General features: G+C 33.6%; 31 protein-coding genes and 1 pseudogene. 6 read left to right on the top strand and 26 right to left on the bottom strand.

What is annotated here, in order from left to right; all coding sequences use genetic code 11:
- Positions 1-6: 6 nt before the first annotated feature.
- Positions 7-237, bottom strand: coding sequence for a hypothetical protein (locus tag AC5LWL_RS11395; RefSeq protein ID WP_066417346.1), 231 nt, complete (start codon positions 235-237; stop codon positions 7-9).
- A gap of 138 nt (positions 238-375) precedes the next feature.
- Here AC5LWL_RS11395 and AC5LWL_RS11390 point away from each other — a divergent pair, with 138 nt between their 5' ends.
- The 3 genes and pseudogenes from AC5LWL_RS11390 to AC5LWL_RS11380 form a co-directional block, all read left to right on the top strand.
- Positions 376-1,089 carry a response regulator transcription factor gene (locus AC5LWL_RS11390; RefSeq protein WP_493434401.1) on the top strand — a complete coding sequence of 238 codons (714 nt, stop codon included), beginning with the start codon at positions 376-378 and terminating at the stop codon, positions 1,087-1,089.
- Entirely contained in the window at positions 1,067-2,452 is a 1,386-nt protein-coding gene (locus AC5LWL_RS11385) for a sensor histidine kinase (RefSeq protein WP_493434400.1), read from the top strand. Before AC5LWL_RS11390 ends, AC5LWL_RS11385 begins: the two co-directional genes overlap by 23 nt.
- A gap of 34 nt (positions 2,453-2,486) precedes the next feature.
- A pseudogene (locus AC5LWL_RS11380) lies at positions 2,487-2,711 on the top strand (cation efflux transmembrane domain-containing protein); the annotation flags it as partial.
- Positions 2,712-2,797: 86 nt separating this feature from the next.
- Here the strand turns inward: AC5LWL_RS11380 and AC5LWL_RS11375 are convergent.
- The 13 genes from AC5LWL_RS11375 to AC5LWL_RS11315 form a co-directional block, all read right to left on the bottom strand.
- Complete coding sequence (locus AC5LWL_RS11375) at positions 2,798-2,929, bottom strand: DUF302 domain-containing protein (RefSeq protein ID WP_379595787.1); 132 nt, start codon at positions 2,927-2,929, stop codon at positions 2,798-2,800.
- 8 nt (positions 2,930-2,937) lie between these two features.
- The gene (locus tag AC5LWL_RS11370) at positions 2,938-3,249 is read right to left on the bottom strand and encodes a rhodanese-like domain-containing protein (RefSeq protein ID WP_379595789.1); all 312 of its coding nucleotides are present in this window, start codon (positions 3,247-3,249) and stop codon (positions 2,938-2,940) included.
- A gap of 15 nt (positions 3,250-3,264) precedes the next feature.
- Positions 3,265-3,624 (bottom strand): rhodanese-like domain-containing protein, encoded by a 360-nt coding sequence (locus tag AC5LWL_RS11365; protein WP_088051595.1) that lies wholly within the window; start codon positions 3,622-3,624, stop codon positions 3,265-3,267.
- Positions 3,625-3,802: 178 nt separating this feature from the next.
- Entirely contained in the window at positions 3,803-4,063 is a 261-nt protein-coding gene (locus tag AC5LWL_RS11360; RefSeq protein WP_088051596.1) for a metal-sensitive transcriptional regulator, read from the bottom strand.
- Positions 4,053-4,409 carry a sulfurtransferase gene (locus AC5LWL_RS11355; protein ID WP_379595793.1) on the bottom strand — a complete coding sequence of 119 codons (357 nt, stop codon included), beginning with the start codon at positions 4,407-4,409 and terminating at the stop codon, positions 4,053-4,055. The genes AC5LWL_RS11360 and AC5LWL_RS11355 overlap by 11 nt, the downstream gene beginning before the upstream one ends.
- 212 nt (positions 4,410-4,621) lie before the next feature.
- The gene (locus AC5LWL_RS11350) at positions 4,622-6,316 is read right to left on the bottom strand and encodes an FAD-dependent oxidoreductase (protein WP_493434399.1); all 1,695 of its coding nucleotides are present in this window, start codon (positions 6,314-6,316) and stop codon (positions 4,622-4,624) included.
- A gap of 11 nt (positions 6,317-6,327) precedes the next feature.
- Positions 6,328-6,624, bottom strand: coding sequence for a rhodanese-like domain-containing protein (locus AC5LWL_RS11345; RefSeq protein WP_379595795.1), 297 nt, complete (start codon positions 6,622-6,624; stop codon positions 6,328-6,330).
- Between the two features lie 61 nt (positions 6,625-6,685).
- Positions 6,686-7,465, bottom strand: a complete 780-nt coding sequence (locus tag AC5LWL_RS11340; RefSeq protein WP_379595797.1) for a sulfite exporter TauE/SafE family protein — start codon at positions 7,463-7,465, stop codon at positions 6,686-6,688.
- Positions 7,466-7,528: 63 nt separating this feature from the next.
- A complete protein-coding gene (locus tag AC5LWL_RS11335) occupies positions 7,529-7,756 on the bottom strand; it encodes a sulfurtransferase TusA family protein (protein WP_379595799.1) in 228 nt (75 codons plus the stop codon).
- Positions 7,757-7,788: 32 nt separating this feature from the next.
- Positions 7,789-8,916: an MBL fold metallo-hydrolase gene (locus tag AC5LWL_RS11330; protein WP_379595801.1), complete on the bottom strand. Its 1,128-nt coding sequence runs from the start codon at positions 8,914-8,916 to the stop codon at positions 7,789-7,791.
- 83 nt (positions 8,917-8,999) lie between these two features.
- Positions 9,000-9,395 (bottom strand): DsrE/DsrF/DrsH-like family protein, encoded by a 396-nt coding sequence (locus tag AC5LWL_RS11325; protein WP_379595803.1) that lies wholly within the window; start codon positions 9,393-9,395, stop codon positions 9,000-9,002.
- Positions 9,396-9,407: 12 nt separating this feature from the next.
- On the bottom strand, positions 9,408-9,959 hold the full coding sequence (locus AC5LWL_RS11320) for a sulfurtransferase TusA family protein (RefSeq protein WP_379595805.1): 552 nt from the start codon (positions 9,957-9,959) through the stop codon (positions 9,408-9,410).
- Between the two features lie 539 nt (positions 9,960-10,498).
- A complete protein-coding gene (locus tag AC5LWL_RS11315; RefSeq protein ID WP_493436595.1) occupies positions 10,499-11,119 on the bottom strand; it encodes a cupin domain-containing protein in 621 nt (206 codons plus the stop codon).
- Between the two features lie 225 nt (positions 11,120-11,344).
- On the opposite strand from AC5LWL_RS11315, the gene AC5LWL_RS11310 reads away from it, so the two are divergent.
- Positions 11,345-11,530 (top strand): hypothetical protein, encoded by a 186-nt coding sequence (locus AC5LWL_RS11310; RefSeq protein ID WP_379595807.1) that lies wholly within the window; start codon positions 11,345-11,347, stop codon positions 11,528-11,530.
- Positions 11,531-11,542: 12 nt separating this feature from the next.
- Positions 11,543-11,797 (top strand): spore coat protein, encoded by a 255-nt coding sequence (locus AC5LWL_RS11305; protein ID WP_379595809.1) that lies wholly within the window; start codon positions 11,543-11,545, stop codon positions 11,795-11,797.
- Between the two features lie 150 nt (positions 11,798-11,947).
- On the opposite strand, the gene AC5LWL_RS11300 is transcribed toward AC5LWL_RS11305, so the two are convergent.
- The 4 genes from AC5LWL_RS11300 to AC5LWL_RS11285 all read right to left on the bottom strand — a co-directional run bounded on the left by AC5LWL_RS11300 (position 11,948) and on the right by AC5LWL_RS11285 (position 16,367).
- Positions 11,948-12,508: a TetR/AcrR family transcriptional regulator gene (locus AC5LWL_RS11300; protein ID WP_379595811.1), complete on the bottom strand. Its 561-nt coding sequence runs from the start codon at positions 12,506-12,508 to the stop codon at positions 11,948-11,950.
- 52 nt (positions 12,509-12,560) lie between these two features.
- Positions 12,561-13,961, bottom strand: coding sequence for an efflux RND transporter permease subunit (locus AC5LWL_RS11295; protein WP_493434398.1), 1,401 nt, complete (start codon positions 13,959-13,961; stop codon positions 12,561-12,563).
- Positions 13,954-15,735 (bottom strand): MMPL family transporter, encoded by a 1,782-nt coding sequence (locus AC5LWL_RS11290; protein WP_493434397.1) that lies wholly within the window; start codon positions 15,733-15,735, stop codon positions 13,954-13,956. Before AC5LWL_RS11290 ends, AC5LWL_RS11295 begins: the two co-directional genes overlap by 8 nt.
- 212 nt (positions 15,736-15,947) lie before the next feature.
- A complete protein-coding gene (locus AC5LWL_RS11285; RefSeq protein ID WP_493434396.1) occupies positions 15,948-16,367 on the bottom strand; it encodes a hypothetical protein in 420 nt (139 codons plus the stop codon).
- A gap of 295 nt (positions 16,368-16,662) precedes the next feature.
- Here AC5LWL_RS11285 and AC5LWL_RS11280 point away from each other — a divergent pair, with 295 nt between their 5' ends.
- Positions 16,663-17,673: a DUF3231 family protein gene (locus tag AC5LWL_RS11280; RefSeq protein ID WP_493434395.1), complete on the top strand. Its 1,011-nt coding sequence runs from the start codon at positions 16,663-16,665 to the stop codon at positions 17,671-17,673.
- 441 nt (positions 17,674-18,114) lie between these two features.
- Here AC5LWL_RS11280 and AC5LWL_RS11275 read toward each other — a convergent pair whose 3' ends face one another.
- From AC5LWL_RS11275 to AC5LWL_RS11240, 8 genes are all read right to left on the bottom strand, one after another.
- Positions 18,115-18,381 carry a hypothetical protein gene (locus tag AC5LWL_RS11275; protein WP_379595821.1) on the bottom strand — a complete coding sequence of 89 codons (267 nt, stop codon included), beginning with the start codon at positions 18,379-18,381 and terminating at the stop codon, positions 18,115-18,117.
- A 231-nt stretch (positions 18,382-18,612) separates the two neighbouring features.
- Entirely contained in the window at positions 18,613-19,173 is a 561-nt protein-coding gene (locus AC5LWL_RS11270; RefSeq protein ID WP_493434394.1) for a CBO0543 family protein, read from the bottom strand.
- Between the two features lie 5 nt (positions 19,174-19,178).
- Positions 19,179-19,694 (bottom strand): hypothetical protein, encoded by a 516-nt coding sequence (locus AC5LWL_RS11265; protein WP_379596703.1) that lies wholly within the window; start codon positions 19,692-19,694, stop codon positions 19,179-19,181.
- Positions 19,691-19,825 carry a hypothetical protein gene (locus tag AC5LWL_RS11260; RefSeq protein ID WP_379596705.1) on the bottom strand — a complete coding sequence of 45 codons (135 nt, stop codon included), beginning with the start codon at positions 19,823-19,825 and terminating at the stop codon, positions 19,691-19,693. Before AC5LWL_RS11260 ends, AC5LWL_RS11265 begins: the two co-directional genes overlap by 4 nt.
- A gap of 308 nt (positions 19,826-20,133) precedes the next feature.
- Positions 20,134-20,709, bottom strand: coding sequence for a recombinase family protein (locus tag AC5LWL_RS11255; protein ID WP_379596707.1), 576 nt, complete (start codon positions 20,707-20,709; stop codon positions 20,134-20,136).
- A 157-nt stretch (positions 20,710-20,866) separates the two neighbouring features.
- Positions 20,867-21,472 carry a hypothetical protein gene (locus AC5LWL_RS11250; protein ID WP_493434393.1) on the bottom strand — a complete coding sequence of 202 codons (606 nt, stop codon included), beginning with the start codon at positions 21,470-21,472 and terminating at the stop codon, positions 20,867-20,869.
- A complete protein-coding gene (locus AC5LWL_RS11245; protein ID WP_493434392.1) occupies positions 21,465-23,120 on the bottom strand; it encodes a site-specific integrase in 1,656 nt (551 codons plus the stop codon). The genes AC5LWL_RS11250 and AC5LWL_RS11245 overlap by 8 nt, the downstream gene beginning before the upstream one ends.
- Entirely contained in the window at positions 23,098-25,866 is a 2,769-nt protein-coding gene (locus tag AC5LWL_RS11240) for a helix-turn-helix domain-containing protein (RefSeq protein WP_493434391.1), read from the bottom strand. Before AC5LWL_RS11240 ends, AC5LWL_RS11245 begins: the two co-directional genes overlap by 23 nt.
- Positions 25,867-25,878 lie beyond the last annotated feature (12 nt).

Below are 25,878 nucleotides of genomic sequence, written 5' to 3'. Positions count from 1 at the left end.
CTCTGACTAGAAATTATTCATCATATTACGGGAATTTGTGCCGTTTTGCATAAAGCCATTTTCACCATGGCAAGCATTAAACATTTGTTCCTGCTGTTCCAATGAAAGGTTTGGGTGCATCTGTTCAATGAACGGTTTCATATCCTTAAAATTAAAGACATTTGAATCAGCTGCAGCAAAAGTTGCGCCTCCTAATACAACAGCTCCAGTTAATATCCCAACAACTAGTTTTTTCATATTTAATCTCTCCTTTCTTAACTAAATCAATCATACAATCCATAAATGGAGATTCCATGGGGAACTTATGTGGAAATTGTGTTGATTATTATTTTCATTTGATTAGGTGGTACTATAAAAAGGAAAGAGGTGGTTGGTATGACAAAAATTCTTATCGTAGATGATGAAGAGATGATTCTTGAAGTATTAGAAGCATATTTTGAAAAAGAAGGCTGGGGGGTTTATCTAGCCTCAAATGGTATAGAGGCATTAAAAAAAGTCAAAGAGATTCAACCAGATATTCTTATCCTTGATCTTATGCTGCCAGATATATCGGGTGAAGAAGTCTGTCGATTGACTAGAAAAGATAATGATGTTCCCATTATTATGCTAACGGCAAAATCAGCGGAAGAAGATTTAATTAATGGTATTGTCATTGGCGCTGATGATTATGTAACAAAACCGTTTAGTCCAAGAGAAGTAGTTGTAAGAGCAAAAGCAATTTTACGAAGGGTTAAAAAAGAGGGAAATGTAAACAATTTATCATTCAATAATGGAAAGGTAAAAATAGACCTCTTTAAAAAGATTGTTGAATTGAATGACCAAATCATCTCCCTAACTCCCATTGAATATAAACTATTAGTAACAATGGCAAGTTATCCCGGTCGTGTATATAGTCGAACTGATTTACTTGAAAAGGTACAGGGAGATGGAACCTATTTTGAGGGCTATGAAAGAAGTATCGATACACATATAAAAAATCTTAGAAAGAAAATAGAAGCAGATTCCCGACACCCAATATATATTCTGACCGTATTTGGGATGGGGTATAAGTTTGGAGGAACCCCTGATGCGTTTAACCCTTCGTTCTAAAGTTTTATTTTACCTTTTGATTGTTTCATTTGCCGGTATCCTTACTACAAGCTTATCTATTTTATGGGGATTTGATAATCAGTTTAGTGAGTATTTGCAGAAGAATAGAGAGGAAAATAGTTCAGTTATTGAAAACAAGTCTATAGAAACTTATAAGAAAACAGGGAAACTTGTTGACGATCAACTGGTAAATATGATGCATCAACAGGCCATGACCGATCATTTATTTTATAGAATTTATAACATAGACGGACAAATGGTAGCCGATACAACCATGATGCTTGGAATGATGGATAGTATGGGAATGCATTCCGATAATGAAAAGGATACTAAATATAAAATGATCACTTATGACCTTACATCTGATGATCATCCCATTGGGGTTATAAAGGTTTATTATCCAAAGCAAATGATAGGTAAGGAAATTACTTTTTCGGAAACAATAAAAAAGAATACTTACCTTGCCATTATTGTTACAGTTATTTTAGCAATTTTGTTCAGCTTACTGTTCTCCAAACGTTTGACAACCGGATTCAAGAAATTAACAAATGCAATTCAGGAACTTCAGGAACATAAATCACATACGTTTGTCCCAGTTGCGGAATTGACAGGTGAGCTTAGACCGCTTGCTGAATCATTTAATCAACTTGCTGATTCATTAGCAAAAGAAGAAGTACTTCGAAAGCAATTTACTGCCGACTTTGCTCATGAGATAAGAACACCACTTGCAACATTAAGAAGCCAAATTGAAGCGTATTTAGATGGAGTATTTGAACCGACTTCTACAAGGTTACAGCAGAGCCATAATGAATTGATGAGGCTAGTCCGTCTTGTGAATGAACTTGAAAAGTTACTTGCTGTAGAAAATCCACAAATAAAACTATATAAAACAAGTATAGAGGTGCGGAATATCTTAACTTTCATAGAAGAATGTTTCCAACCGGCTTTTCAGAAGAAAGGCGTGAAATTAAACGTTCAAAAGCCAAAAGGGGAGCATTGGTTTATAGCAGATAAAGACCGCGTAATCCAGATTTTAACCAATATTATTAATAATGCTCTTCAATACACCCCAGAAGGAAACAATGTAATAATAAGAACAGATCAATCTAAGGGTTATCTAAAATTTATTGTGCAAGATGAGGGTATGGGAATTGCCGAGAAAGACCTACCTTATATTTTTGAAAGATTTTATCGTGGGGATAAATCAAGGGATCGAAAAACAGGTGGGATGGGAATTGGATTATCTATTGTGAAGGCCTTGGTTGATGCTCATCGGGGGAAGATTGAGATAGAAAGTAATTCAAATGCTGGTACGAAGGTTATAATCTATCTTCCAAAAGCAGGAAATACTTCAAAAGAATAATGTTTCGCACCATTCATTTAGGAGGAAACATAAAATAGGACACAAACATAGACATGACCATACACATGATGCAAATAAAAAGACGTTAACGATAAGTTTTAATATTATTATTATTGGAAATATGTTCAACGAAGTAATTGGAGGATTTATTACCAATGGTCTTGCATTATTAACTGATGCTGGTCATATGATAAGCGATTCCATATCACTTGGGATTGCATTATTAGCCTTTACACTTGGAGAAAAGGCCGCTAACTGGGTTAGTATCAGGAAACTGCATTTATCTATACGCCAAGGAATTTTTTAGAGGGTAAAGGCCTGATTTTTCTACATTAAGCAGAAAAATCAGGCTTTTTGCAATGTATCCTTAATATCAAACTGCCATTGAACAACAAACTTCTCCTTCTTTAAATTTTCCTTTTGTGACTGAATGGCTTCTTCTATTGATTTGTTTATCTCTATTGTATAATGAAGCATTAGTAACATCACCCTATTTTTCGTTCAAGATTTCCTTTCCAATTATTCATTCCACCTGCCATATCTTCGACTTTGAAACCTAATGCCTCTAGTATCCCACAGGCCGCCTTACTTCGATTACCAGATTGGCAAACAACCACATAGGTTCTCTTTTTGTTAAGTTCATCTTTTCTTAATGCAAGCTGGCCTAATGGAATGTTGTTGGCACTTGGAATTTTACCACTAGCTACTTCTCCATTTTCACGAACATCAATTATGAATACTTCTTCACTATTTTTAAGACGTTTAGCTACTTCTTCTGGTGCTATTTGTTTTGCCATCACTTGTCATCCTTTCTAATACCAAGCACTCATTCCACCTTTTACATTGTAAATATTTTCGAATCCTTGTTTTTTTAGCATATTTGCTGCTTTTGCACTTCTCATTCCGCTTTGACATATAACAACAACTTCTTTATCTTTTTCCAATTTGTCTACTTGGCTAGGCAAATTGGAAAGTGGGATATTTTTAAACGGTTTGCGATGATTTGCTTTATATTCACCCGGTGTACGGACATCTATAAATTGAACACTTTTATCCTTAAATTTATCTTTTGCTTCTTGAACAGTTATATTCGTAATGCCTTTTTTGGGAATAAAACGATTGATCACAAAGAGTGCGATCAAAATAATAAAAATCCATTGTATAATATCCACTCTACCTTCACCTTCTCTTTTCTCAATTATTATCTGATGTCATTTTACCTTCTGTTCTAATTGTTTCATTTGATTACTTCCATTAGGCTCAACTCAACCATATACCCGATGGGGTATATTTTATTTAAAAAGAAAAAGGCTGTTAAATTTCCTTTTAGTAAGAAAATTGTTAGAACCTTTATCTACTTTTCACTAATAAATTTACTGCTTCTTTTACAAGTTCTTTCGTGTCTTCACCATTTTCAATATTCTCTCGAACACATTGTTCTAAATTCATGCTTACAATTAATCCAATTGTACGATCAATACCAGTACGCGATGCTGATAATTGAGTAATTACTTCCCTACAATCTTTATTTTGCTCAATCATATTTAATACGCCTCTAATTTGACCTTCAATACGTTTTAAACGATTTATAACAGATTTATCATACTCCATCTATTATTCCTCCTTTACATGCACAACCTATAATCTCGAAACTACTAACACTATATCCTTTTCTTAATAAAAATCTCACCCCTAGATTAATATCCATTCGATCACTCGCTACAACATGAAGTGACTGATCCGGAATCTCACTGTAGTGTCTTCTCAAATAAGGGTAAGGTATCTGCATTGCCACATTCTTTAAGGTTCCTTTTTCGTTGTAATCTCTTAAATCTAATATAACGATATCCTTTTCGCCAATTCTATTCTTACAAATTATCCCCTTAATTGGGAAGTACCTTCTAAATAATTCATAACATAATAAAACAATAACTGCACTTAGTAAATATATAATCATAATTGATCACCTTTTAATAAGGATTACATAAATAATAATATACCCCATTAGGTATATTGTCAAGATTTCAATATTATTTTCTATTAGTCACTTTTGCTTTCTTTAATAAAACTTATACATATCATGAGAATAGAAAATAAATGGAGGATACACCAAATAATGTACCCCCGTTTCATTACTGTTAAATAATATTCATCAGATTTTAAGTCAATCTATTTAAAATTATAAACAGTTACTATTCTTTCTCTACCAGTAACTAAATCATTAAAGTATTCATAAAGATTTACACCCAAATAGGAACCAGAAATGTTGTAAACATTCTCATATCCTAAATTTTGTAATGCCATTACCACATTATAACTTCTTTGACCTGAACGACAGTGAATGTAAACAGGTTGATCTTTTGGAATTTCATCAAGTCTCTGTCTAAACTCACTTAAAGGAATATTAACTGCGTTTTTAAAATGACCTGCATTATATTCATCTTGTTCTCGTGCATCAATAATAAAAGCATTACTTTCTACCAGTTCTCGAACTTGGGAAACTTTGACTTCTTTGTATCTGCCTTGTAGTAGGTTTAGCCCTACTAAACCGGCATGATTAACGACATCTTTAGCCGTTCCTAGCATTGGTGAGTAGGTCAATTCTAGATCTTTTAAATCTTCCAACGTACCATTCATTGTAATCATGGTTGCAATAACATCGATTCGTTTATCCACATTTCCTTTACCAATTGCCTGCGCACCTAAAATTCGACCTGTTGGGTATTCATAAACCAATTTAAAATGCATCGGATAGCTGTTCGGCATGAGTCCCACTTTATCTCCCGGCATTAAGTAAACATAATCGTACATCATTCCCGCTTGCTCAGCTGTTCTTGCATTAAGTCCAGTAGATGCTGCATTGAGATCAAAAAGATGGATGGATGATGATCCTATTACACCGATATTTCTATTTGGAATTCCATACATATGGTCTGCAGCTGCTCTGGCTTGTTTTTGGGCTGGGCCAGCTAGTGCTAGTCTTGTTTGTTTTTGTAACAAACGATGATACACTTCAATGGCATCCCCAACTGCATAAATATCTTTATCACTTGTTAAATAATTTGAATCAACTTTAATAGCACCTGTTTCGCCGATTTCAAGACCAGCTTCTTTTGCCAAACTCGTTTCAGGTTTTACTCCAATCGCTAATACTACTGCCTGTGCATCAACTTTTTTACCGGAGTTTGTTGTTATATATCCATCAGAAATTTTAGCTAACCCATCATCTAGAATAAGTTCAACACCGTGATCCACCATTTCTTTATGAAGGATTTGTGCCATATCATAATCAAATGGCGCCATGACTTGATTTGCGAATTCAACTAAGGTTACATTATAGTTCGCAAGTTGTAGGTTTTCTGCAACCTCTACTCCAATAAAGCCGCCACCGATGACAGCAATATCCTTAATACTTTTTTGCTTGATATATGAATTAATTTTCTCAATATCGACTACGTTACGTACCGTAAAAACATTAGAATTGTCTATGCCTTCCAAATTTGGTCGAATAGGTAAAGCACCGGGAGAAAGCACCAATTTATCATAGCCCTCTTCGTATGTTTTATCTGAGATCAAATCTTTAACAGTGATTGTTTTCTTATCCCGATTAATTCGAATAACCTCTTGTTGTACCCTAGCTTCAATATTGTAGCGATTCTTAAAGATATCGGGAGACATCAAAACAAGTTTTTCGCTATCTTCTACAATACCACTTAAATGATAAGGTAATGAACAGTTCGAAAAAGATACATGAGGACCTTTTTCAAACATAATGATTTCTGCACTTTCATCTAATCTTCTGACACGTGCAGCGACTGAAGCTCCACCAGCAACTCCACCAACAATCAGTACTTTTTTCCCCATATTCAAGCCTCCTATTCTATTTCACCTTGCCATGCTAACATTCCGCCAGTCATATTAGTAACATTGTAGCCTTCATTGTTTAAAAATTCACATGCACTTGAGCTTCTTCCACCAGATCGACAAACCATGTAATAATGTTTATCTTTATCAAGTTTTTCTAAAGAGTCTGGTATATCTCCCAAAGGAATATGCTTCGCTTCTGGAATTTTTCCCTCTGCAACTTCAACATCCTCCCGAACATCAATAATATGAACCTTTTCTCCATCTTTTATTTTCTCTTGTATCTCTACTGCCGATATACTTTTCATCAAATTGCATCTCCTTTATTATCTTCTGTTTTTCCAATGTATCTTGAGGTTTGAAAATTATTTAAGTCAAAATATCTGTCCAAATTTTAATAGCAGTACCTGCAATCATAAGTGCTAATATCACTTGTAAAATTCGGGTATTCATTCTCTTTCCTACTTTTGCTCCAAGTGGTGCTGCTAATAAACTTGCCACAATCATAATAGCAGCAGGCCAATAATCTACTTGTCCAGTAACAAGTTTACCAACACTTCCCCCGATGGAAGAAATGAACGTTACTGCTAAACTTGTTGCAATCGTCATGCGTGTTGGAATGTGCAAAATCGTAAGCATGATTGGTACAAGTAAAAATCCTCCTGCCGCGCCGACTATACCAGATGCTATTCCCACAATTAATGCTAATATTGCCGCTAGTGGCTTGTTGAAAGTAACATCATTTAATGGTACATCGTCCATTTGTTTCTTTGGTACAAACATCATAACAGCTGCAATCACAGCTAGAATACCATACACGACATTCACTGCTTGCTCGGATAAGAAACTCGATCCATAACTACCAATTAAACTCCCAATTAGGATAGCTCCGCCCATATAAATGATGAGCTGCTTGTTTAGGTATCCACCTTTTCGATATGCCCATACACCTGCAATGGAAGCAAACAGTACTTGTACTGCACTTATTCCAGAAACCTCATGAGCTGTAAATGCTACTAGTCCGAATAAAGGGGGAATATACAATAGCATGGGATACTTAATGATGGAGCCGCCAACACCTAACATCCCAGATAAAAAGGAGCCAATAAATCCAATCGTAAATATGACGATGATAAAAGTTAAATCCATTGCCAAACCTTCCTTCAAATTTAGAATAGCGAGTAGTTCATGCTACTCGCTATTTGGTTTTCCTTAACCTTTTTGAATATAGAAGTACAGAACATCCTCTTCTGTTTTTTGTTCTAATACGTTATGGCCACCTGATTTTGCCCATACTGGGATATCGTTTAAAGCACCCTTATCTGTTAGAAGCACTTCAAGTACTTCACCAGAGTTAATCGTATCCATTGCTTTTTTAGTTTTTACAATTGGCATAGGACATGCTAAGCCTTTTGCATCTAATGTTTTTGTAATGTTCATTTGATTTACCCCCATTTTATTTTTTCTATTAATTAGCGAACTGCACAACGGTTTGGACCGATTTCCATTTCTGTTTGTTCGTCATTATTAGGTGTGATTTTCCCCATATTTACCTGTCGAATTTGTTCATACGCATTTGGCTGTGGTGGTAAGTTATCTGTAACAGTACGACGGAATTCCACTTCATCCTCGATGTTTAATCCATGATTCTCTTTAAACAAATCACCTAATCTTCTAGCCACTGTACCATCTTCATTTAACTCATCAATAATCATGAAATGTGCAGGTAACACCACTAGGTCTTCAGCTAGTTCACGATAACGGGAATATAATGTTTCTCGTAAGTCACCTACCCAATCTTCCGCAAGTCCTGCTAAATCGGGACGACCAATTGAGTCGATAAATAAAATATCACCTGTTAACAAGAACTGATTGTCGATAACAAATGAAGTAGAACCAATGGTATGACCCGGTGAATAAAGTGCATTTACATCAATTTGAGATGCACCAATTTTTACATTTAATCCTTCTGTAAGAGGCGTGTAATCAAACACTACCTCTGTCGCATCTTTTGGTGGTAGATAGTAAGTTGCTTCTGTATTTGCTGCAATATGACGTCCACCTGAAATATGATCTGCGTGTAGGTGTGTATCAAATACGTGCTTGATTTCTACTCCTTTTTCTTTCGCAAAGTTTGTGAATACGTCCGTGAAACGTACTGCATCAATAATAGCTGCTTCTCCCTCAGAAATTACCATATAAGATAAACAACCTTTTCCTAAACGAACAAATTGGTATAACTCCCCACCATTTTCTAAATCGGAAACTTTAATTGGTTCTAGATAACTACTCCAAGACTTCATCCCGCCCTCAAGGTATGCAACTTCACGACCAGCCTCAGAAAGCATTTCTGCTACCATAACGGAAGATCCTTCCTTAGCACATACTACTAATACTTCCTTATTCGTTGGAAGCTTAGGTAAAATCTCATCTACACCATCTAATAATTCGAAGTAAGGAATATTTAAATACTCGAATTTATGTCCTTCCATTTTCCAATCCTCAAATGCATCATGATTGCGAACATCTAAAATAAATAATTCTTCATTATCAATTACTTTCCGAGCAACTTCTGCTGCTGTCCATTTATTCACAGTCATATTCAAATTACCCCCATAGGTATATTTTTAATAATTTTTTTGCAGTGGAGAATTTCTCCACTGCATAAAGTTTGATAATCTAATTAGAAAGTTAATGTTGGTGATGCATCTTTTGCATATTCTAAGAATGTTACTGCTCCACCAACTTCTATGCCATCAACGAAATCTTCTTTCGTAAGTCCCATAACATCCATTGTCATTTGACATGCAATAAATTTAACACCTAGTTCCTGTGCCATCTCAACTAGTTGTGGGATAGTAGGAACATTTGCTTTTTCAAACCCTCCAGCAAAATGTTCCTTTCCTGCTGGCATTTCTAATGCGTGCATTGCTTGTTTATGAATTAAGTTTAATCCTTCAAAAGTGAAGAAGATTTGTACCTCTTTTTCTGAAGCTGCTGCTGCTGTTGCGATATTAAATACTTTGTATGCATCAAACATTCCACCGTTTGCTGCGATAATAGCTACTTTTTCTGACATAGTAAATTCCTCCTAGATTTCTTTTGTTATTTTTCCGTTCCATTCATTCATACCCGGTAGAACGTTAAAAGTTTTTTTAAAACCATTGTTTGCTAGTAGTTGTGCTGCCAAATCAGAACGTTTCCCTGTACGGCAGATCACATAGATTTCTTTTTCTTTATCCAATTCTTCAAGGCGTGATTCCAATTCACCCATTGGAATGGACTTTGCACCTTGAATATGACCAAATGCATATTCTGCTGCTTCGCGTACATCTAAAATTAAACCGTCACCTGATTCAATTTCATCAAGTGAAACAGTGTGTTCAAATGTTTTTTCCACTTCTGGTTCATTAGAGCCTTTGCGAATGTAATGATAAAGAACATCGCCTTCTTCCAATGTTCCTAGATATTGGTGGCCAACAGTACTTGCCCATGCTGCTAAATCAGCTTTAGATCCTTTGTCTGTAGCTTGAACTTCCAATACTTGACCATCTTCAAGATCCGTAATTGCTTTTTTGGTTTTCACAATTGGCATTGGACAAGCTAAACCTTTTGCATCTAATTGGTGATTTGCTTGAATCATACATTTACCCCCTACGTTATTACTTTCAACAAAAAAATTTACGATTTGGTATTTATTATACCCATATGGGTATAATATTTGACAATAAATTAGTCGTTATTGATAACGACGTTTGCAGATTACCTTTTATAAATTTCCATTGATTTAGCTTGTTGAAAATCAGTTACAAGACCAATAATATGCCCTATAGGGTAAAATGTCAACCTTGTTATCTAAATTTTTATAGATGCCTATTGAAAAGTACTTATTTTAAATTATTATCCATTTTGACTATTCTTTAAAACAAAATAAAATAGGAGTTTCATCAAAAATGAGAAACTCCCTTTTACAATAAGACCAGCATTACATATTTTTGCTTTGTTGAAGAAGCTTTGATTCTCCCGTACGTTCCCATTCTTCTACTGTTTCATATGCTTTTTCAGGAGAATACCCTTTCCCCACATGAACGCCGATGAAAGTAAATTCTTGAAGAATGTGGGTGATATTTATTACTCTGTTAACTTCTTCTCGTGCTTCTTTGACTAAGAACTCTGTGTACCTTATCCATTCAACTGGGATTTAGTTAAAAACCCCCTATTTCCTTCGCCATAATGATGAGCTTCTTCTGCAGTCATTGCTTCTTCTTTAGTGACATGAACAGTACCAAACGGATGATTAGGTGGAGCATATATTGAATAAAGTTTTAATGGAGTATTGCCAGTATTGATTAAATTATGCCATGTTCCAGCCGGTATCATAATAGCAGAGTCATCAAATACTCTTCTTTCGAAGTTCAAATTATCCGGGCTATTCCCCATTCGTACAATTCCTTGACCTTGTTCAAGACGTAAGAATTGATCCACGTCTGAGTGCATTTCCAACCCAATATCTTCACCAACATTAATACTCATTAAAGTAACTTGAAGATATTTTCCGGTCCATAAAGCAGTACGGAATGCATTATTGTGCTTTGATGCTTCATTGATATTGACAACAAATGGTTTCTGTCCATAATCTGTTAACAAAAAATTATCGCTGCCATTTGGGGAGCGAAAAGAATCAAATTTGTTTATCTGCTCTATCCCATTAGGAGAAGTAAAGTAACTAGACTGTCTTCCATAGTTATACACTGGTACATTAAAATAATAAGGATACTGATATACATATGGGTTGTAGTACATTTTCTCAATCCCTTCACAGTTCATCAAATTATCCTATGTACTATAGGGGGAATTTGTACTTGACTTATGTAACTTTAAAAAAAGAAACATTTTCGTTTTTCCTTCATCAAAGGTAAAGTTACCTTTTGAGCGTTCCTGCCCTATGCATTGGCTTTGTTTTTGTTCGTATTACTTTTCTCTATTAGGGTAACTTAAAAAGGAAAAAAGCGTAAAGGAGCGTGTATAATGAATAACTTAACAGAGCTTGAAGTGGAGAATCTTCGTCATATTATAGGAAGCCACGGAATGATTGCAAACAAACTGGATTCTTATGCGCAAAATTGTACAGATCCGCAATTAAAGGAAATGTTTCAAAAAGATGCACAGGCTGCAAGACAAGCACAACAACAATTAATAGGCTTCTTTGGATAAGGAGGAACTGAAATGCTACAAGAAAAAGATATGGTAAATGATTATTTATCAGGATTAAATGCGAGTTTAACTGGATACGCCACTCATATTAGTGAATCCAATAACCCACAATTAAGGCAGACGCTTATACAATTACGTAATCAAGATGAGAACCGTCAAAGAGCTTTATATGAATATGCATTGCAAAAAGGATATTATCAGCCAGCTGCTCCAGCAACACAACAAGTGATTCAACAAACGAAAACACAATTGTCTTCTGGGCAATAATTAATAAAAACCGAATCCAATTACAATAATCAAAAGCCATCTTTTATATATGATGGCTTTTGAACAATCTATTGGATACAAACAACTAAACTATCTCCTGCAGCTTTAACAGCCTCTTTGTTGTTATGAATTCTAAATAGTAAATCCTTCCTATATACTTGAAAGTATTGATTTTGCATATTTTCTTGCTATATCCTTTTTATCCTGAATACTTAGTTTGTTGAATGGTTTCTCATTAGGCAGTATAACATAGCTTAAAAATATCCCGCCCAACTGTCTTGCATAAAATTCCGTGTCCACTGATTGACCTTTAAGCTCGAAATGACTTTCTAGACCCTTTTGTAGACTCGAAAAAATTATATAAGGTAAATTAATTTCATTTGTTAAATTTCCTCTTAAACTTTCGGATAGCAGCATTCTTACCAAATCATAGTTTTTAGACAATATATCCAATCTATCCTCAATAATATTCATTAAAAACAGCTCAGTTTTTTCTTCTTTTGCCATTTCAAAAATATGAGAGTGGAACTTATTCTCCAAGACGTTTTTAATGACTGTAATAAAAAGGTTTTCCTTGGTGGAATACCTCCGATATAACGTTACCTCAGCAACATCGGCTTCTTTTGCTACTTCCTGTGTAGTTGCTTGCAATCCTTTTTTAATAAAAACTGAAATTGCACCTTTAATTATTCGTTCTGTTACATCACGCAATTCTTATCACCTTCATTATATTTCATAAGATATTTTTCTTGTAACAGGGTTACTAAATATTCTTTACTTGCTTTACCTTTATAAATCGGTCCAAAATAATTAAGATTGGTGGCATGACAATAAAAGTAGAAAATAGCGCAAGTGAAATGTTAATTAAGGTCATCATACCAAAGTTATTCAAGATTACAAAGTCAGATACGAGCAATGCACTAAATCCACCAATGGTTGTTAAGGCTGATGCGAAAATAGCCTTTCCAATACTTGTATTCGTTGTTTGGATTGCCTCCCTACTTTGAAGACCTTTCTCTCTTTCTTCATAAAATCGTTCCATAATTAACACAGTGAACTCTGTACCAATCCCGATAATTAATGCACCTAACGTTGCTGTAAGTGGAGTGTAACTTATATCTAAAAAGTACATAATCAATCCAGACCAACCAACGATGAATATAATTGGCAACAATGGGATAAACGCTTTGACTGGATGGAGATAAATAATGAGCAGACTAAGGAAAACAAGCCCCATACCGAGTAATGTCATTTGATATCTACCTGTTGTCAGCCCTTCAATCATTTCTACATCTAATACTGCCTTTCCTGTAATGGTTGTTTTAACAGCATCCAATTCGTTGTTATCTAAATAAGTGCCTAAGTTATCAATAAATTGTTTTAACTTTTCTGCCTCCAAATGCTTAATTCCTACTGTTATGACTCCTTTTGTTTCAGAATCATTTAGGAAAAGCTTTAATTGCTCACTTGGAATTTCTGCAATTTGTTCCTTAAATGATTCATCTTCGGGAAGCTCCCCATCGTTTATTTGTTTAACAATATCTGTAATTGACTTTGTTTCTACTACAACTTCTGGAAATTCCGTGCCAATTGTCTCTGTTAGATTATTCACCCACTTCATTACTTCATCTGTAATAAGTTCATCGCTTTCGTAAACAATAGAAACCTGATCAGTGGTCCCCATAACATCGCGTAATTTATGAATATCTTTCAGTTCCTGTGTGTCCTGCGGCATGAAAGTTTCCACATCTGTCTCTGCGTCTGCATCAAGATCTACCCAAATTCCAATAGAAGCAGCGATAACAGCTAATGCAATAATGATCCACCGTAATTTAATAACACCTGCTGTCATCCAATCAAGCGCTCTATTCATTCTTGAATCTGTAACTTTTTCATTATGTTTTGGCTGCTTCATCTTTTTAGTATTTTCAAAGAAATAATCCCTAATGAATAAAACTGGAATTAATAGAAAAATACCAAGAATGAAGCTTACAATTAAGCCAATCGTTAACATTTTACCAAAATCTTGAATCATCGGTACTGGGGATGTGTAAAGGGCGACAAATCCTATCCCTGTTGCAACCAACGCAGTGAATACCGCTGGCAACATCTTTGTTATTGTTTTATGCAAACTCTTCTTTGCTTTATTTTTGCTGCTATTCATCGGAATCCTCCTTTAGCATTTCTTCGGCATAACGGTTTTGAAACTGAATGGCGTAGTCAATACCAAGTCCAATTAAAATAGGGAAAACGGCCATAGATACCATTGTAATCGGTATGTTTAACCATCCCATTAAACCCACTGTTCCAATTACCGCAATAATTACAGTCAGTAAAGACATTAATCTCCATTGAACCTTAAAAACAATAAATAAAACAAAAACCATGATTAACAAGGCAAGTCCCATCATTTTTTGAATACTTTCTTGCATAGATAAGCGAATACCATTATCAAGTACTGGTTTACCAGAAACAATGGTTTCTACGTTATCCATCTTTTCTTTATCTAAATAATCATTGATTGTGGAAACAACTTCACTTTTCTCTACATCTGTTGTATCTCCTTCAAACCGTATCATCATGATCATATGCCTATCATCCACTATGACTTCTTTAAACATTGACCGAAGTTCACCATTGTCATAAACCATATTATCTAGAGTTGCTTGTTTTGTCGGTAGTCCGGGTTTCATAATATCTGAATAACTATGGATTGTTTCCATATTTTCACTAATTGTTAGTAAATTTTCACCCATTTCCGTTAAACCTTCAGACAGAGTACCTAAATTTTTTGCTTGTTCACCTAACTTCCCTTCCATCTTTTCTTTAAATTCCTGCATTTCTTTTTCTTTTTCATTCTGCTGAGCAATCATTTTTTCTTCTATATTTTTCTGCTTTTGTTTTTGTTGTCTTTGCATTTCTTCCTGCATTTTTGCTTCTTTTTCAGCTTGCTCCTGCTTTAACCTTTCCTCCATTTCAGCCTGCATCTGATTTTGTTCTTTCTGCATTTGTTCCTGTTGTTTCTTCTGCTCATTTAATTGATCGCTTAACTTTTCTTGCATATTTTGAAGTCCATTAATCGTTTGCGTAGAAATCTCTGGAAGCCGAGTAGTATTTTCTGATACTTCTACCATTTGTTGTGACAGTTGATTTAGTCCAACACTAACTTCCTGTAGTTGTTTTGCTTGCTCAGGATTTTCTTCTATTTGATTAGCTAGAACACTCAGATTTTCAGCTAATTCCTTCGTTTTCGTTCCAAATTGGACATATCCGTTAATAAGATTTTCTGTACCATCACCTAAATTTTCCTGAGCATCTATTAATTTGGAAAATCCTTGATTTAACTCAGCAAGTTGTCCTTCTATGTCTGGAAGCTGTATCTCACCAAACTCTGGTAACTCTGGACTATCAAATTCGGGTAGTTCAATCCCTTCCCCCCCAAGGTCTGGCAATTCTAAGCCATCTTGTTGTGGGAATTCAAGTTCTTGATTACCTTGAGCGTTTTCACCCATTTCTGTACCAATCTCGATTAATTTATTTCCCATCGTATCTAATCCATCAATAACTTCTACTATACCTTCTTGAAAATTCTCACTTTGTTTATTTGCAATTTCCTCTACAAGAGTGACTGGGCTTAAAATACTGTAAATTGAATCATTCATTTGTATAGCACTCTCAAGCCCTTTCATATGAGCTAAATTTTCAGGAGTGAGTAAATTATCTGATTCATATAATACGATAACAGATTCCCCACCAAACTCTTCTTCTAACATTAAGTTGTCCTGATACACATCTGTACTACTTTTTACTAACGTATCATTCCCTGTGGCCATGTGTACATTCTTTACTCCGATTACCAATAATATGACAATGATAATTGTGATGAATATTGACTTTATCGGAAAATTTTGTAATAAACTTGCAATCCGTTTCAGCATATTCCTTCATTTCCTCCCCCGCAGTAAGTGGTGTGATAATAACTTAAAATCCAAATGTAAGTTACCACTAACATACATAATAACAGCAAAAATTTGAGCTGTAAAGAAAAACATAAACGATAAATGTAATAGCATCGCTTATCAAATCCTATTTTCGTTTATAAAACTATTTAAAAATGCCTTTCTCATATTGAGAAAGGCACTCTAAATAGTTATGTTGTTTGGGGGTCTCTTACAACTCTATTTTCGAATCCATAGCGTTTGATGGTGAATGTAACAATGATACCAAAAATGATAAATGCCAAGAGACTTGAAATTACAGTTCCTATTCCTGCCTCCCAAGGTAATGTAACTTTTCCCTGTGAAGCGTTTAGAGGAATTACAATAGCCCAAATAATCACTCCCCAAATTACCCCAGTAACAAAAGTATTCAATTGTTGGACAAATTCTACTTTCCTTATAATGAATAGCAAAATATATCCGGCTACTTGGCCTGCAAGAATGTGAGTTAATAGCTGAAAGGCAGTTAATTTTGCTCCCATTTGAGATATCCCAATATTTTCTGCCAACATAACGATACCAGCTCGGATTAAAGAACCAATCAAAAACCCTAGCGAATACTTAATATACAAATTGCTACCTCCTTTTTTAGATATTATTCTCTTTATTGCAGAGTTTTATAAGGTACAAGGTTCAAAAATTACTTTAATCTTTTGTGCTGAAACTGCATCATTTAAATACAAAAAACAAAACACACTTGAAACTAATTATTTACGAATTGGGTATATTAGAATTGGGGTGATCTCAATGAAAGGAATAAATTTGAAGGGTGTTAATCATAGCGAATATTGTTGCTTTAATACCTTTACCAACAAGGACTGAATTTTAAACGATAAAAAGGAAATCCTATGTAATGAGGTGATAAAATTGGATACAGAACATTTGGCAAAATTAACTTCTGCTGAAATTGCCGCACTATGGACACAGTATATTAACGAAACGGCGAGTATCTGTTTTCATAAACATATGGTTGAACATATTGTAGACAAAGATATTTTAGATGTATTTGAATACGCATTGTCTCTTAGTACTAAACATTTGGAAAGAATACAAGAATTCTTACAAAGTGAAAATTTTCCGATACCCATAGGTTTTACAGATAACGACTATACACCAAATTCGCCACGTCTTTTTTCCGATGTTTTATGTTTAAACTTTTTAAATATCATGTCTTTACATGGTTTGCACGGGTACAGTGGGGCAATAACAACATCTGCACGGTTGGATGTTCGTGATTATTTTACTGAATGTCTTGCTAGTGCAACTGAATTATGTAATCGTACAAAGAATATATTACAAGAAAAAGGTCTGTATTACCGTCCTCCTGTGATAAATCCGCCTGCGAGAGCAGAATATATAGTAGATAAGAAATTCTTATCTGGTTGGCTTGGAGAAAAAAGACCTGTAAGCTGTGTTGAAATAACACAAATTTATTTTAATACTAAAAAAACCATAATTGCAAAGACTTTCGCAGTCCTAGCATGTCAGGTTGTAAAATCTGATAAAATGAAAAAGTTCTTACAGAAGGCAAGTAAAACGGCGGATGAACATATAAACACGTTTACCGAAGTATTAAGTAAAGAAAATCTTCCAAGTCCACCATTATTTGATGCAGAAATTACTAATTCTACAGTTTCACCTTTTTCTGAAAAACTATTGATGTACCAAATTGGATTTTTAGTCTCCACGGCAATGACTTATTACGGCACAGGATTGTCAGCTTCACCAAGACGAGATTTATCTCTAAAGTATATGTCGACAATTATGGGCGGTTTAAAATTAGCAAACGAATGGACTTCTTTAATGATAAAGAGTAACTGGCTTGAACAACCACCACTAGCGGAAGATAGAAGTAAGTTGGCGGAATCAAAAAAATGAGAAAACTCAGGGCAACTAATGAATTTTGAATGGGGTTCTAATTGGAAAGCCATTTTTATATTTGGTGAATTATATGTGAAGAATTGTACTAAGTCTTGTTTTAATGATGATCTTCATTATTAAATTTCATTAGTTGCAAGGTTTTATCTTTTTTAGGCTTTCGTATGTTAACTTTGGGATACATACTTTCAGGATCCCCTCCCTTATTTTATTAAATTTATTTAAAGATTAGAAATATACTTTTAGGTAACTAGATATCTAGTTATCTGAGATATCTGTACGTTTTAATCATATTTACCATAATTAGTTCTCCAATGGATCATATCACCTATAGCTGCTCAATGTCCTCACCTGCCTATTTTGCACTTCCAGCTAATGAATTAAATCTGTTTATTTTTTCTGTTTGGGATCGATTTTTTGACCTTCCTGTGGTTCAATCCCCTAATCATTTTTTTCATATATAAAAGTAGAACAATCTTTTGGTATTACAAAAGCAGTAAATAGTTCACCTAATCCCGTTTGGGGTTGATTTTTAATTGCATTTAGTAATGAAGTATTTGTAAAACCTAAAGGGACAACAAATTCACCAGAATACACAGCATTTATTTCATCGATATATCTACCTTTAGTTGCGTTACACTCACAAATTCTTTCTTGTGAGGCGAGACTAAAAATATGATTACATTTCTTACATAACAATAATTTCACCTAATTTCCCTCTTTTTCAGTTTTCTTATCATAATAAGACAGATATTAACTCACTTTTTGCCTTAGAACAACAGCAGAGCCTTTGATTTTACACCTAATATTCGTTTAAAGTAATTAGGGTCTTGCCAGTAAACGTAAAATTACACCGCCATAAAAGGAACGGTGTAAAAATAAAGATGCTTATTCTTTGATGGAAATTATTTAAAAATGTATTAAATTTAACAAAAGGAATTACTTAGAAACTTTTTCAAAAGTATCTCTTTTTGTTAACCAATCGCAAACTATAAAAATAATAGCATAAATAGGAACAGAGTAAATATACTCCCATCCCGTCATAACATAAAAACCAGCCCATACAAAAATAGGCTCGCCTACAAATGCAGTTAATAAACCATAAAATATCCCTTTTTTCCATGAAGCTATATGTGGCTTTGTTTGAATTAAAAACATAATAGTTACTGGTAACAAACTCAAGTTGTAGGGGAACCATGCAGGATAGGTTGGTGTTAATTTACCCGTATAATACCATAAACCAAACGCAGAACCAATATAACAAAGGATAATAGATATCAACATAGCGAAAATACCTGCATGTAAAAGACGATGAGTACTTTCTTTTTTTCGATAAAAAATCCAAAATATCCAAGTACCCACTGATATAATTAAGGATATCCACCAATCCCAATGTAAAAACACCTCATCAAGCCATACTCCTGTGTACTCTTCATGAAGATCCTGAAATTGATTTATTAAAATTTCCAGTTTTTCCATTTCTTCAATTTTATCCTGCATATTTATCATCCTTTAGTTTTTTGTTTTTCTATCAAATGACCAACAAATCCAAGGATTATTCCTATTAGAAGGCCGTTAAATACAGGGCTGGATAACGCTTTAAAAAATGGGATATTATCAAGGAAATGATGGTGCCAATAAACTCCAAAATTCATTCCAACAACTAAACCAATACAAAAACCTGTCAGGTACACTTTTTCAGGAGGTTCTTTTTCCTTTCGCTGGTAGTTCATTACTAACGCCTTGTTATAGGCTTGCCAAATGGAAAAGCCATAGAGAGAGGGATAGAATAATCCCCATTGGTAATTTACGATATCATGTGCGGTTATAAGGTCTCCGTGGAAAGAATGATGAATAGATAGGTTCAAATTTGATAATATATTAACCGCAAATTCGCTTACTAAAAGCATAAACCCAAAAATATATTGGCCATTATAAAATTGACCAAACCCCACCATTGTTACTGACCATAATAATGCGGCAACAGGTGACTTATATTCATTATTTTGTTTAGCTTTCATAAATGAACATTTCTTTCTACATAAGTGTTATTGTTTTCAGGATTAGGAAGATTGAGCAAATGAGCATAAAAGCCTTTGATTAGTAATGCATCTTCTGTAGAAAGTAATTGGGTATTTTTTGTAACCTCCATAATTCATCCTCCAGTTTTAATAGATAGTTTTAATATCTCCTTTTGAATTGAAGGTATGTAAAATATAAATATTTAAAATTAAAAAACTATAAAACTCCTTTTCTAGTTTGTAAGATTTCCATAATATGAAACCATTATAGAAAGTCATATTTTGTTCCCATATGCGAAAAAAATCAAGTAGATATGGGGCAGTAATCCCCTTCTACTTGATTTCGATATAGTAGCTTCCGCTAAGATGGTTGAAGCCTAAAACAACATTATTAAATTAATATTTATCATTTTTGGCCCTTTTCTGGGATGAAGAAGGATTATTCGTTCCCTTCTGATAGCTTTCTATATAATGAAGCTCTAGACACATTTGTAATTTCACAAATTTGATTTACAGTCATATTTCCTTCTTTATATAGCTTAACTGCATAATTCATTCCTGCATGATTTTTATGATACTTCTTTAATCGGCCTTTAAACTTCCCCTCTTTCTTAGCCAGCTCAATCCCTTCACGTTGTCGCATTCGAATAAGGTCTCGCTCTAATTGGTTAACACCAGCCATTACCGTAATTAAGAATTGGCTGTAGGGATTATCTTCTGATAAATCTAGCCATGTATCCTTTAGGGACTTTAAGCTGGCATTTTTACTTCGTATTAAATCTATTAATTCAAACAAATCCTGAGTACTTCGAGTGATTCGAGTTAAATCTGTAACATAAATAATGTCACCTTCCTGTATATCCTCTAACATTTTTTGAAGTTGCTCACGGTCCTTTGTTGCTCCAGAAACTTTTTCTTCAAAAATAATATCCATTCCGATTTCGTTTAATTGCTGAAATTGCCTTGAAGGATTTTGGCTAGTTGAACTGACACGTATATAGCCGATTTTTCGCAAACTATCACCTCATTTTTGAGACAAGTCTTATGAGACACTCTTAACTATGATTTTATCAGTCTACTACACTTGTATCAATAGAGTACACTCTATTGATACATCATTATACTAACTTTCAAATAAATGCAGATCGGAGTATACAGATATTTAATTGTTCTCAACTCTCATCATCCAAATCCCCGAACAGTTCTGGAAATTCGTCTTCCAATTCTAACGAAGCAGCAGACTCTTTTCTATGCTCACTCATTTTAATAAGATTACTACTAATTCCTTTTCTTCTTCTTACACTTGGGTTGGTACTCTCAATAATTATCTTTTCGTAATTTCTTACCTCCTGTTTCTTTTCGTTCAATTCATGTTTTAGCTTTTCTGTTTTTTGTGTTAGTTCATCAATTTTTTTGTCTTTTTTCATTAGTTGATCACAAAGCTTGTTGTTTTCTTCAATATTTTTAATAAATACCTCTTGAATATGATATAAAGCATCTCTTAGACCTTTTTCATCGTTTAAAAATCGATCTATTATTAAATCAAAATTCGGATATGGTATTTCATCGAAACCTACATTATTATGACTGGTAATTACCTTTCTATTTAGGGTTTCAATAGTTTCTTCCATGCGCCTTTTCCAAGTTTTTCGACTAATTCCTGTTTCCTTTTCCAAACCTAAATATGTGATAGAACCAGTATGTTTATTTGAGTATTCCAATAGTAATTTTTTTAACTCTTCATCGCTATAAGACTCTGTTTTCATAATACTATTCAATAACCTCCCTATCTTCCGGCAGCAAAGAATCAACCATAGCTTTTTGCCGTATTAAGCGATTAATAAGATTTGCCTTGCTTAATGCCTGTTCATGATCGAACATTGAATAGGATTCTGTCGCTAAATTAAACTTCATATTTTTATAAAGATTTAATAAGGACTTTAATTCTGTCACTAATTGCTGTTCTAAATGATCCGAACCGGACAATAACCACTTCAATCCCTCATCAGGGTTTTTTGGGTAATAAAAAAAGTCATCACAATATCTACATTCACCAGCACAATTGTCAAAAGCCCCATATTTGCAATATCCATGTTTTACCTCTTTTCGAAGAGGAAAATCCTCCGGTTTATAGATTCGTGATTCATTAATTTTATCTTTTACAGCAAATATTCCCTCTCCTAAACTTTTCTCAAGCCTATGAATTCTGGCTTTTGTTGAAATAATATAAACATAAGATTCAACAAAGTATTCCAAATGTCCCCAATAATTTCGTTGAGTACCTAATCGTGTATGTCCTGCCATTTTAGCAATAGTTAATGGATTAACCCCCTGTAACATCATATTACACATTGAAAAATGTCGTGTATCAGCAGGTGTTATATAATTACGGAAAATCTTAATGATTTCACCTTTTTCGTTTCTTTTAACAAAGCGATAGAAATCAGTTTTATTCCAACCAATGATTTCTTTGTAGAAGGACATCAAGTGATTATATAACGTATCTGGATGGTACATATCCTCCCTTTTAGTTGTGCTATCGGCCTGAAAGAAACGTGATTGTATCTGAAACGAAAATAAGTAGTTTCCAATTAATTCAGGAGGAACTGTTTGCTTATACTCTTGAATAGAGTCATAAATATTTTTATTTATACGAATAACATTAGTCACGCTTATTTCGCTATATGATTTTGCCTCTTGTTTACTTCTTGGAACTTTTAAAAAGTAATAACCACCTTGCTCGTAGCAACAATCCCATTCAAGTAAACAAAATTCTTTAGGTCTCATCGGAATAATACCTGTAATCTTCCACCATAATATTATAGGAAAATACTTTGATTTCTGAAGTGGGGTTGCTCGATTTTCAAATTCCATCATAAAATAATGAAAATCAATGATAACTTCATAGTTCGGTAAATCTCTATTTTTCGAATCCATATTTTTAATCTTTAAGTCATATAAATCACGATAAGTATGCTCTATAAACGAAAGAAATCTACTAGTAAAATCATTAAATCTATACCGACTATTCATTGTTTTTGACATAGCATACTCTTCATACGCATCTACATTTGTTTTCTTAAATCCACCAGAAACCACAATTGCTTGTTTAACATTTGTATTGATTGATTGAATATGGTTTATGGAAAATTTAGTATCTATTAATATTAATAAAAAACATTTTAAAGCAACCTTTAATTCTGGATATAGGTCAATATCGAACTTTAAATACCTACGCATTCCCGTAAAATCAACAATACACCAATAATCACTCTCAAAACTATCTGTAAGCAGGATACCCTGATCTTTATTTGTTTGTAACATACTTAAATATTTTGATATGTCGTTTTTATCAAATTTATGATTTTCAGTGATTTGGATATTTAATGCCCCACTTAATTCCTTAACCCTTTTCTGAACTATCAATTTGTTTCACCTCTCTATCTTTAAGAATAGCTCCATATAATTTTTTAATTCTTTTGCGGTCTATAAAGGTCTCTACATATTCTTTACCTTTTTCAACAATAGCCTCATTCATTAATAGAAACATTTGTTTTAGAAAATGCTTTTCTCGTTCTTTATCCCATTCAAATTCGCTATTGTAAATATTATAAAGACTCGTCTCAATTTGTTCAGATATAGAAAGTAATAAATATTCTGTTGGTATTAAGTTCTCACAACCAATACAAGAGGTTCGTTTAGGACTTTTACATTCTGGATATGTTAAACATTGAGCGTAAGCTATCTTTGCCGGCATTTTTCCACGGAATATTTTAACAATTAATCTTTTTAAATCCTCTTTAGGTAACTTTGAAAGCCTAAGTGCTAAAGATTCTTTTTTAATTCTTTCTGCAAGTAAAAAGGACGAATACGTTTCTAATTCATTTACTTTATACTTTTCACTTAAAGATTTAATTAAAGAGGTTCTATCCTCCAGTTTTTGTTCATTTTGGTGCAACACGAGATTTATCATGGTATTATAAACCCAACCAAAATGGCCCCTTTCACATATATTAAAGGCCATACTATCAAGAGTACCTTGTGGGCTAGAAAATTTTATATAAACTTTGGTTGTGTCTTCATTTAAGTGGCTTCGCAAAATTTGAGCTGCCTCATAGGATAAATGTGCATCCCCTTCTGATTCAGAAACATGGTGGAAAAAGTAGGTAATCAATGTTCTGTTCATTTTGACACTATGGAATCCAGATAGTTCAGGTTTTTTTTCAAAAAACATTTTATTAATTCCATTTGCTCTAACAGAAGTAAGCATTAATTTATCATTGTATTTTCTACGGTGTAACTCAGTAATACTGATTGCTGTTGCAAACGGTTCAACTAAACTATCCAAACAAAGAAATTGCCCAAGCGCCCCGGTTTTCGAAACCTTCATTTGACCAACTTTTATATGAACCTGATTTACAATCAATCTTGCCTCTTCTTTCCTTAATCTATTATTCTCAAAAAATGTTAAATCTTGGATTGGTAAATCAATAAAATCAATGGTTGGTAAACCGTAAATAATATCCCCACTTCTCCACGCATTCATTAAGTGCATAATGACATATACCCATGTCTGTGCATATGTTTTATATTTAATCGCTTTCTCTATGTGCAGCTCTATATCTATAACATGATCATAATATTTATTAAAAATTTTAAGGGAATATATATCAGTATCAGTATTTGGATCATTAAACGTTGCGTATCGATTAAAAAAGTTACAATCCTCAATATTTTCAGAGCAATACTGAACAAAACCTATAAAGTATTGTTTAACATATTTAGGTTGATTCTCATTATTTAAGAAATTCTCAATATCTTCGTCTGTCATTTCTTTTATACTCTTTGGTAAATGCTTAATTAAAGCCTTTAAAGTTTTTATATAATAAGCAGTTTTTTTTGAAAGGGTCTCTGCTCTTGCCTCACTTTCAGATAACTTTTGACAAGCATATTCCGTGTATAATTTGACTGTTTGGGCTAAATTTAAGGGGATGGAAATCTTTTTAACTTCAAACTTATACTTATTGACTGCATCAATAGTGGTAAATTCACCGGGACTTTGAGGGATAAACCTATCATTTTCAAGTTTTTGTTTGTACTGAAGAACTTCAGATTCTAGCACAATCCAATATTCAATATTGTTAAAACCGTTTGTAACTTTTTTGGCAGATTTCATATGCTTTTTTATAATTTCTCTTGCTCTTTGAACGCTTCTTGTTTCGAGCAATTGCATAACATCTTCAGGGAAAATATATCCTGTTGGTAACGGAAGTCTTTCCTGTGAATAAATTTCTTTTATCTTGTCTATTTCTAATCTGTTGATGAGATAACCCTCCGAGTTTGACCTCAGTATGCAATCATTAATGAGTCCTTTTTTTATATAACTTCTTATTGTATCTTTATTGCATCCTATTATTTGGGATACTTCATTTATATTTGCATATTTTTCTTTAATTTCAAGCATATCTTTAAAATAATCTTCTGCTTCTGAAGCTAAAACTATATAGGTATCCTTAACATATTTTTTATGGCTTTTTAATTCGTTATTCCTAATTAGTCCTCTTATTGTCTCCGGATGAAGTTTGTACTTCTCAGCTATCTGTTTTACGGTTACATATCCCTCTGGTATGACATTTTTATGTTCGTAATCCTCTATATCCGATATTGGAATAAGATACCCCTCGGTTTGATTTCTAATAATAGCATTGGGAAATACTTTTCTTGGGCCATATGTGTGAATCGTTGGTTTTGATAAGGATAATCGTTCACATGCTTCATTTAAAGTTAAAAAACCATTTCTTTCAATGTGTTCTTTTATATACTCGTCAAAAATATCCTTATGCACAATGTAATTATTATTTTCATCTCTACTAAATCTTTTAATTTTTCCATTCCGCAAATCACTTCTAATCTTCTCATTAGTACACCCTGAGATTTCCGCCATTTCGTTAATTGATAAAAAGTCTTTTTTAGCATCTTCTATTTTCGTAACTTTTTCTTTATAAGCCTCTATATCCGTAACTGGTATTCGGTAGCCCTCTTGCTTTGAATTAATATAACAGTTTGGGAACTCGTCTTTTTTTATTAGTTTTAGTACCGTGGATCTATTTATCGAAAGCAGTTTAGAAGCTTCGGTAACAGAAATATATAAATCTTGATCATTAAGTTCCATGCTTACCACCTT

The organism is Niallia sp. WK069_GA_01, from assembly GCF_983173855.1.
Note: the sequence above shows the minus strand (reverse complement) of the source record. Positions and strands in the feature narration are given on the sequence as shown.

Bases quoted from the DNA above. Each gene is read 5' to 3' on its own strand.
- AC5LWL_RS11310 (WP_379595807.1), top strand. From the start codon at position 11,345: ATGAATAACTTAACAGAGCTTGAAGTGGAGAATCTTCGTCATATTATA.
- AC5LWL_RS11290 (WP_493434397.1), bottom strand. From the start codon at position 15,735: ATGCTGAAACGGATTGCAAGTTTATTACAAAATTTTCCGATAAAGTCA.
- AC5LWL_RS11270 (WP_493434394.1), bottom strand. From the start codon at position 19,173: ATGCAGGATAAAATTGAAGAAATGGAAAAACTGGAAATTTTAATAAAT.
- AC5LWL_RS11375 (WP_379595787.1), bottom strand. From the start codon at position 2,929: ATGCTTCATTATACAATAGAGATAAACAAATCAATAGAAGAAGCCATT.
- AC5LWL_RS11340 (WP_379595797.1), bottom strand. From the start codon at position 7,465: ATGGATTTAACTTTTATCATCGTCATATTTACGATTGGATTTATTGGC.
- AC5LWL_RS11395 (WP_066417346.1), bottom strand. From the start codon at position 237: ATGAAAAAACTAGTTGTTGGGATATTAACTGGAGCTGTTGTATTAGGA.
- AC5LWL_RS11360 (WP_088051596.1), bottom strand. From the start codon at position 4,063: ATGGAGTATGATAAATCTGTTATAAATCGTTTAAAACGTATTGAAGGT.
- AC5LWL_RS11370 (WP_379595789.1), bottom strand. From the start codon at position 3,249: ATGGCAAAACAAATAGCACCAGAAGAAGTAGCTAAACGTCTTAAAAAT.
- AC5LWL_RS11320 (WP_379595805.1), bottom strand. From the start codon at position 9,959: ATGATTCAAGCAAATCACCAATTAGATGCAAAAGGTTTAGCTTGTCCA.
- AC5LWL_RS11355 (WP_379595793.1), bottom strand. From the start codon at position 4,409: ATGATTATATATTTACTAAGTGCAGTTATTGTTTTATTATGTTATGAA.
- AC5LWL_RS11330 (WP_379595801.1), bottom strand. From the start codon at position 8,916: ATGACTGTGAATAAATGGACAGCAGCAGAAGTTGCTCGGAAAGTAATT.
- AC5LWL_RS11345 (WP_379595795.1), bottom strand. From the start codon at position 6,624: ATGAAAAGTATATCGGCAGTAGAGATACAAGAGAAAATAAAAGATGGA.
- AC5LWL_RS11240 (WP_493434391.1), bottom strand. From the start codon at position 25,866: ATGGAACTTAATGATCAAGATTTATATATTTCTGTTACCGAAGCTTCT.
- AC5LWL_RS11335 (WP_379595799.1), bottom strand. From the start codon at position 7,756: ATGAACATTACAAAAACATTAGATGCAAAAGGCTTAGCATGTCCTATG.
- AC5LWL_RS11265 (WP_379596703.1), bottom strand. From the start codon at position 19,694: ATGAAAGCTAAACAAAATAATGAATATAAGTCACCTGTTGCCGCATTA.
- AC5LWL_RS11260 (WP_379596705.1), bottom strand. From the start codon at position 19,825: ATGGAGGTTACAAAAAATACCCAATTACTTTCTACAGAAGATGCATTA.
- AC5LWL_RS11325 (WP_379595803.1), bottom strand. From the start codon at position 9,395: ATGTCAGAAAAAGTAGCTATTATCGCAGCAAACGGTGGAATGTTTGAT.
- AC5LWL_RS11305 (WP_379595809.1), top strand. From the start codon at position 11,543: ATGCTACAAGAAAAAGATATGGTAAATGATTATTTATCAGGATTAAAT.
- AC5LWL_RS11315 (WP_493436595.1), bottom strand. From the start codon at position 11,119: ATGTACTACAACCCATATGTATATCAGTATCCTTATTATTTTAATGTA.
- AC5LWL_RS11295 (WP_493434398.1), bottom strand. From the start codon at position 13,961: ATGAATAGCAGCAAAAATAAAGCAAAGAAGAGTTTGCATAAAACAATA.
- AC5LWL_RS11390 (WP_493434401.1), top strand. From the start codon at position 376: ATGACAAAAATTCTTATCGTAGATGATGAAGAGATGATTCTTGAAGTA.
- AC5LWL_RS11385 (WP_493434400.1), top strand. From the start codon at position 1,067: ATGCGTTTAACCCTTCGTTCTAAAGTTTTATTTTACCTTTTGATTGTT.
- AC5LWL_RS11350 (WP_493434399.1), bottom strand. From the start codon at position 6,316: ATGGGGAAAAAAGTACTGATTGTTGGTGGAGTTGCTGGTGGAGCTTCA.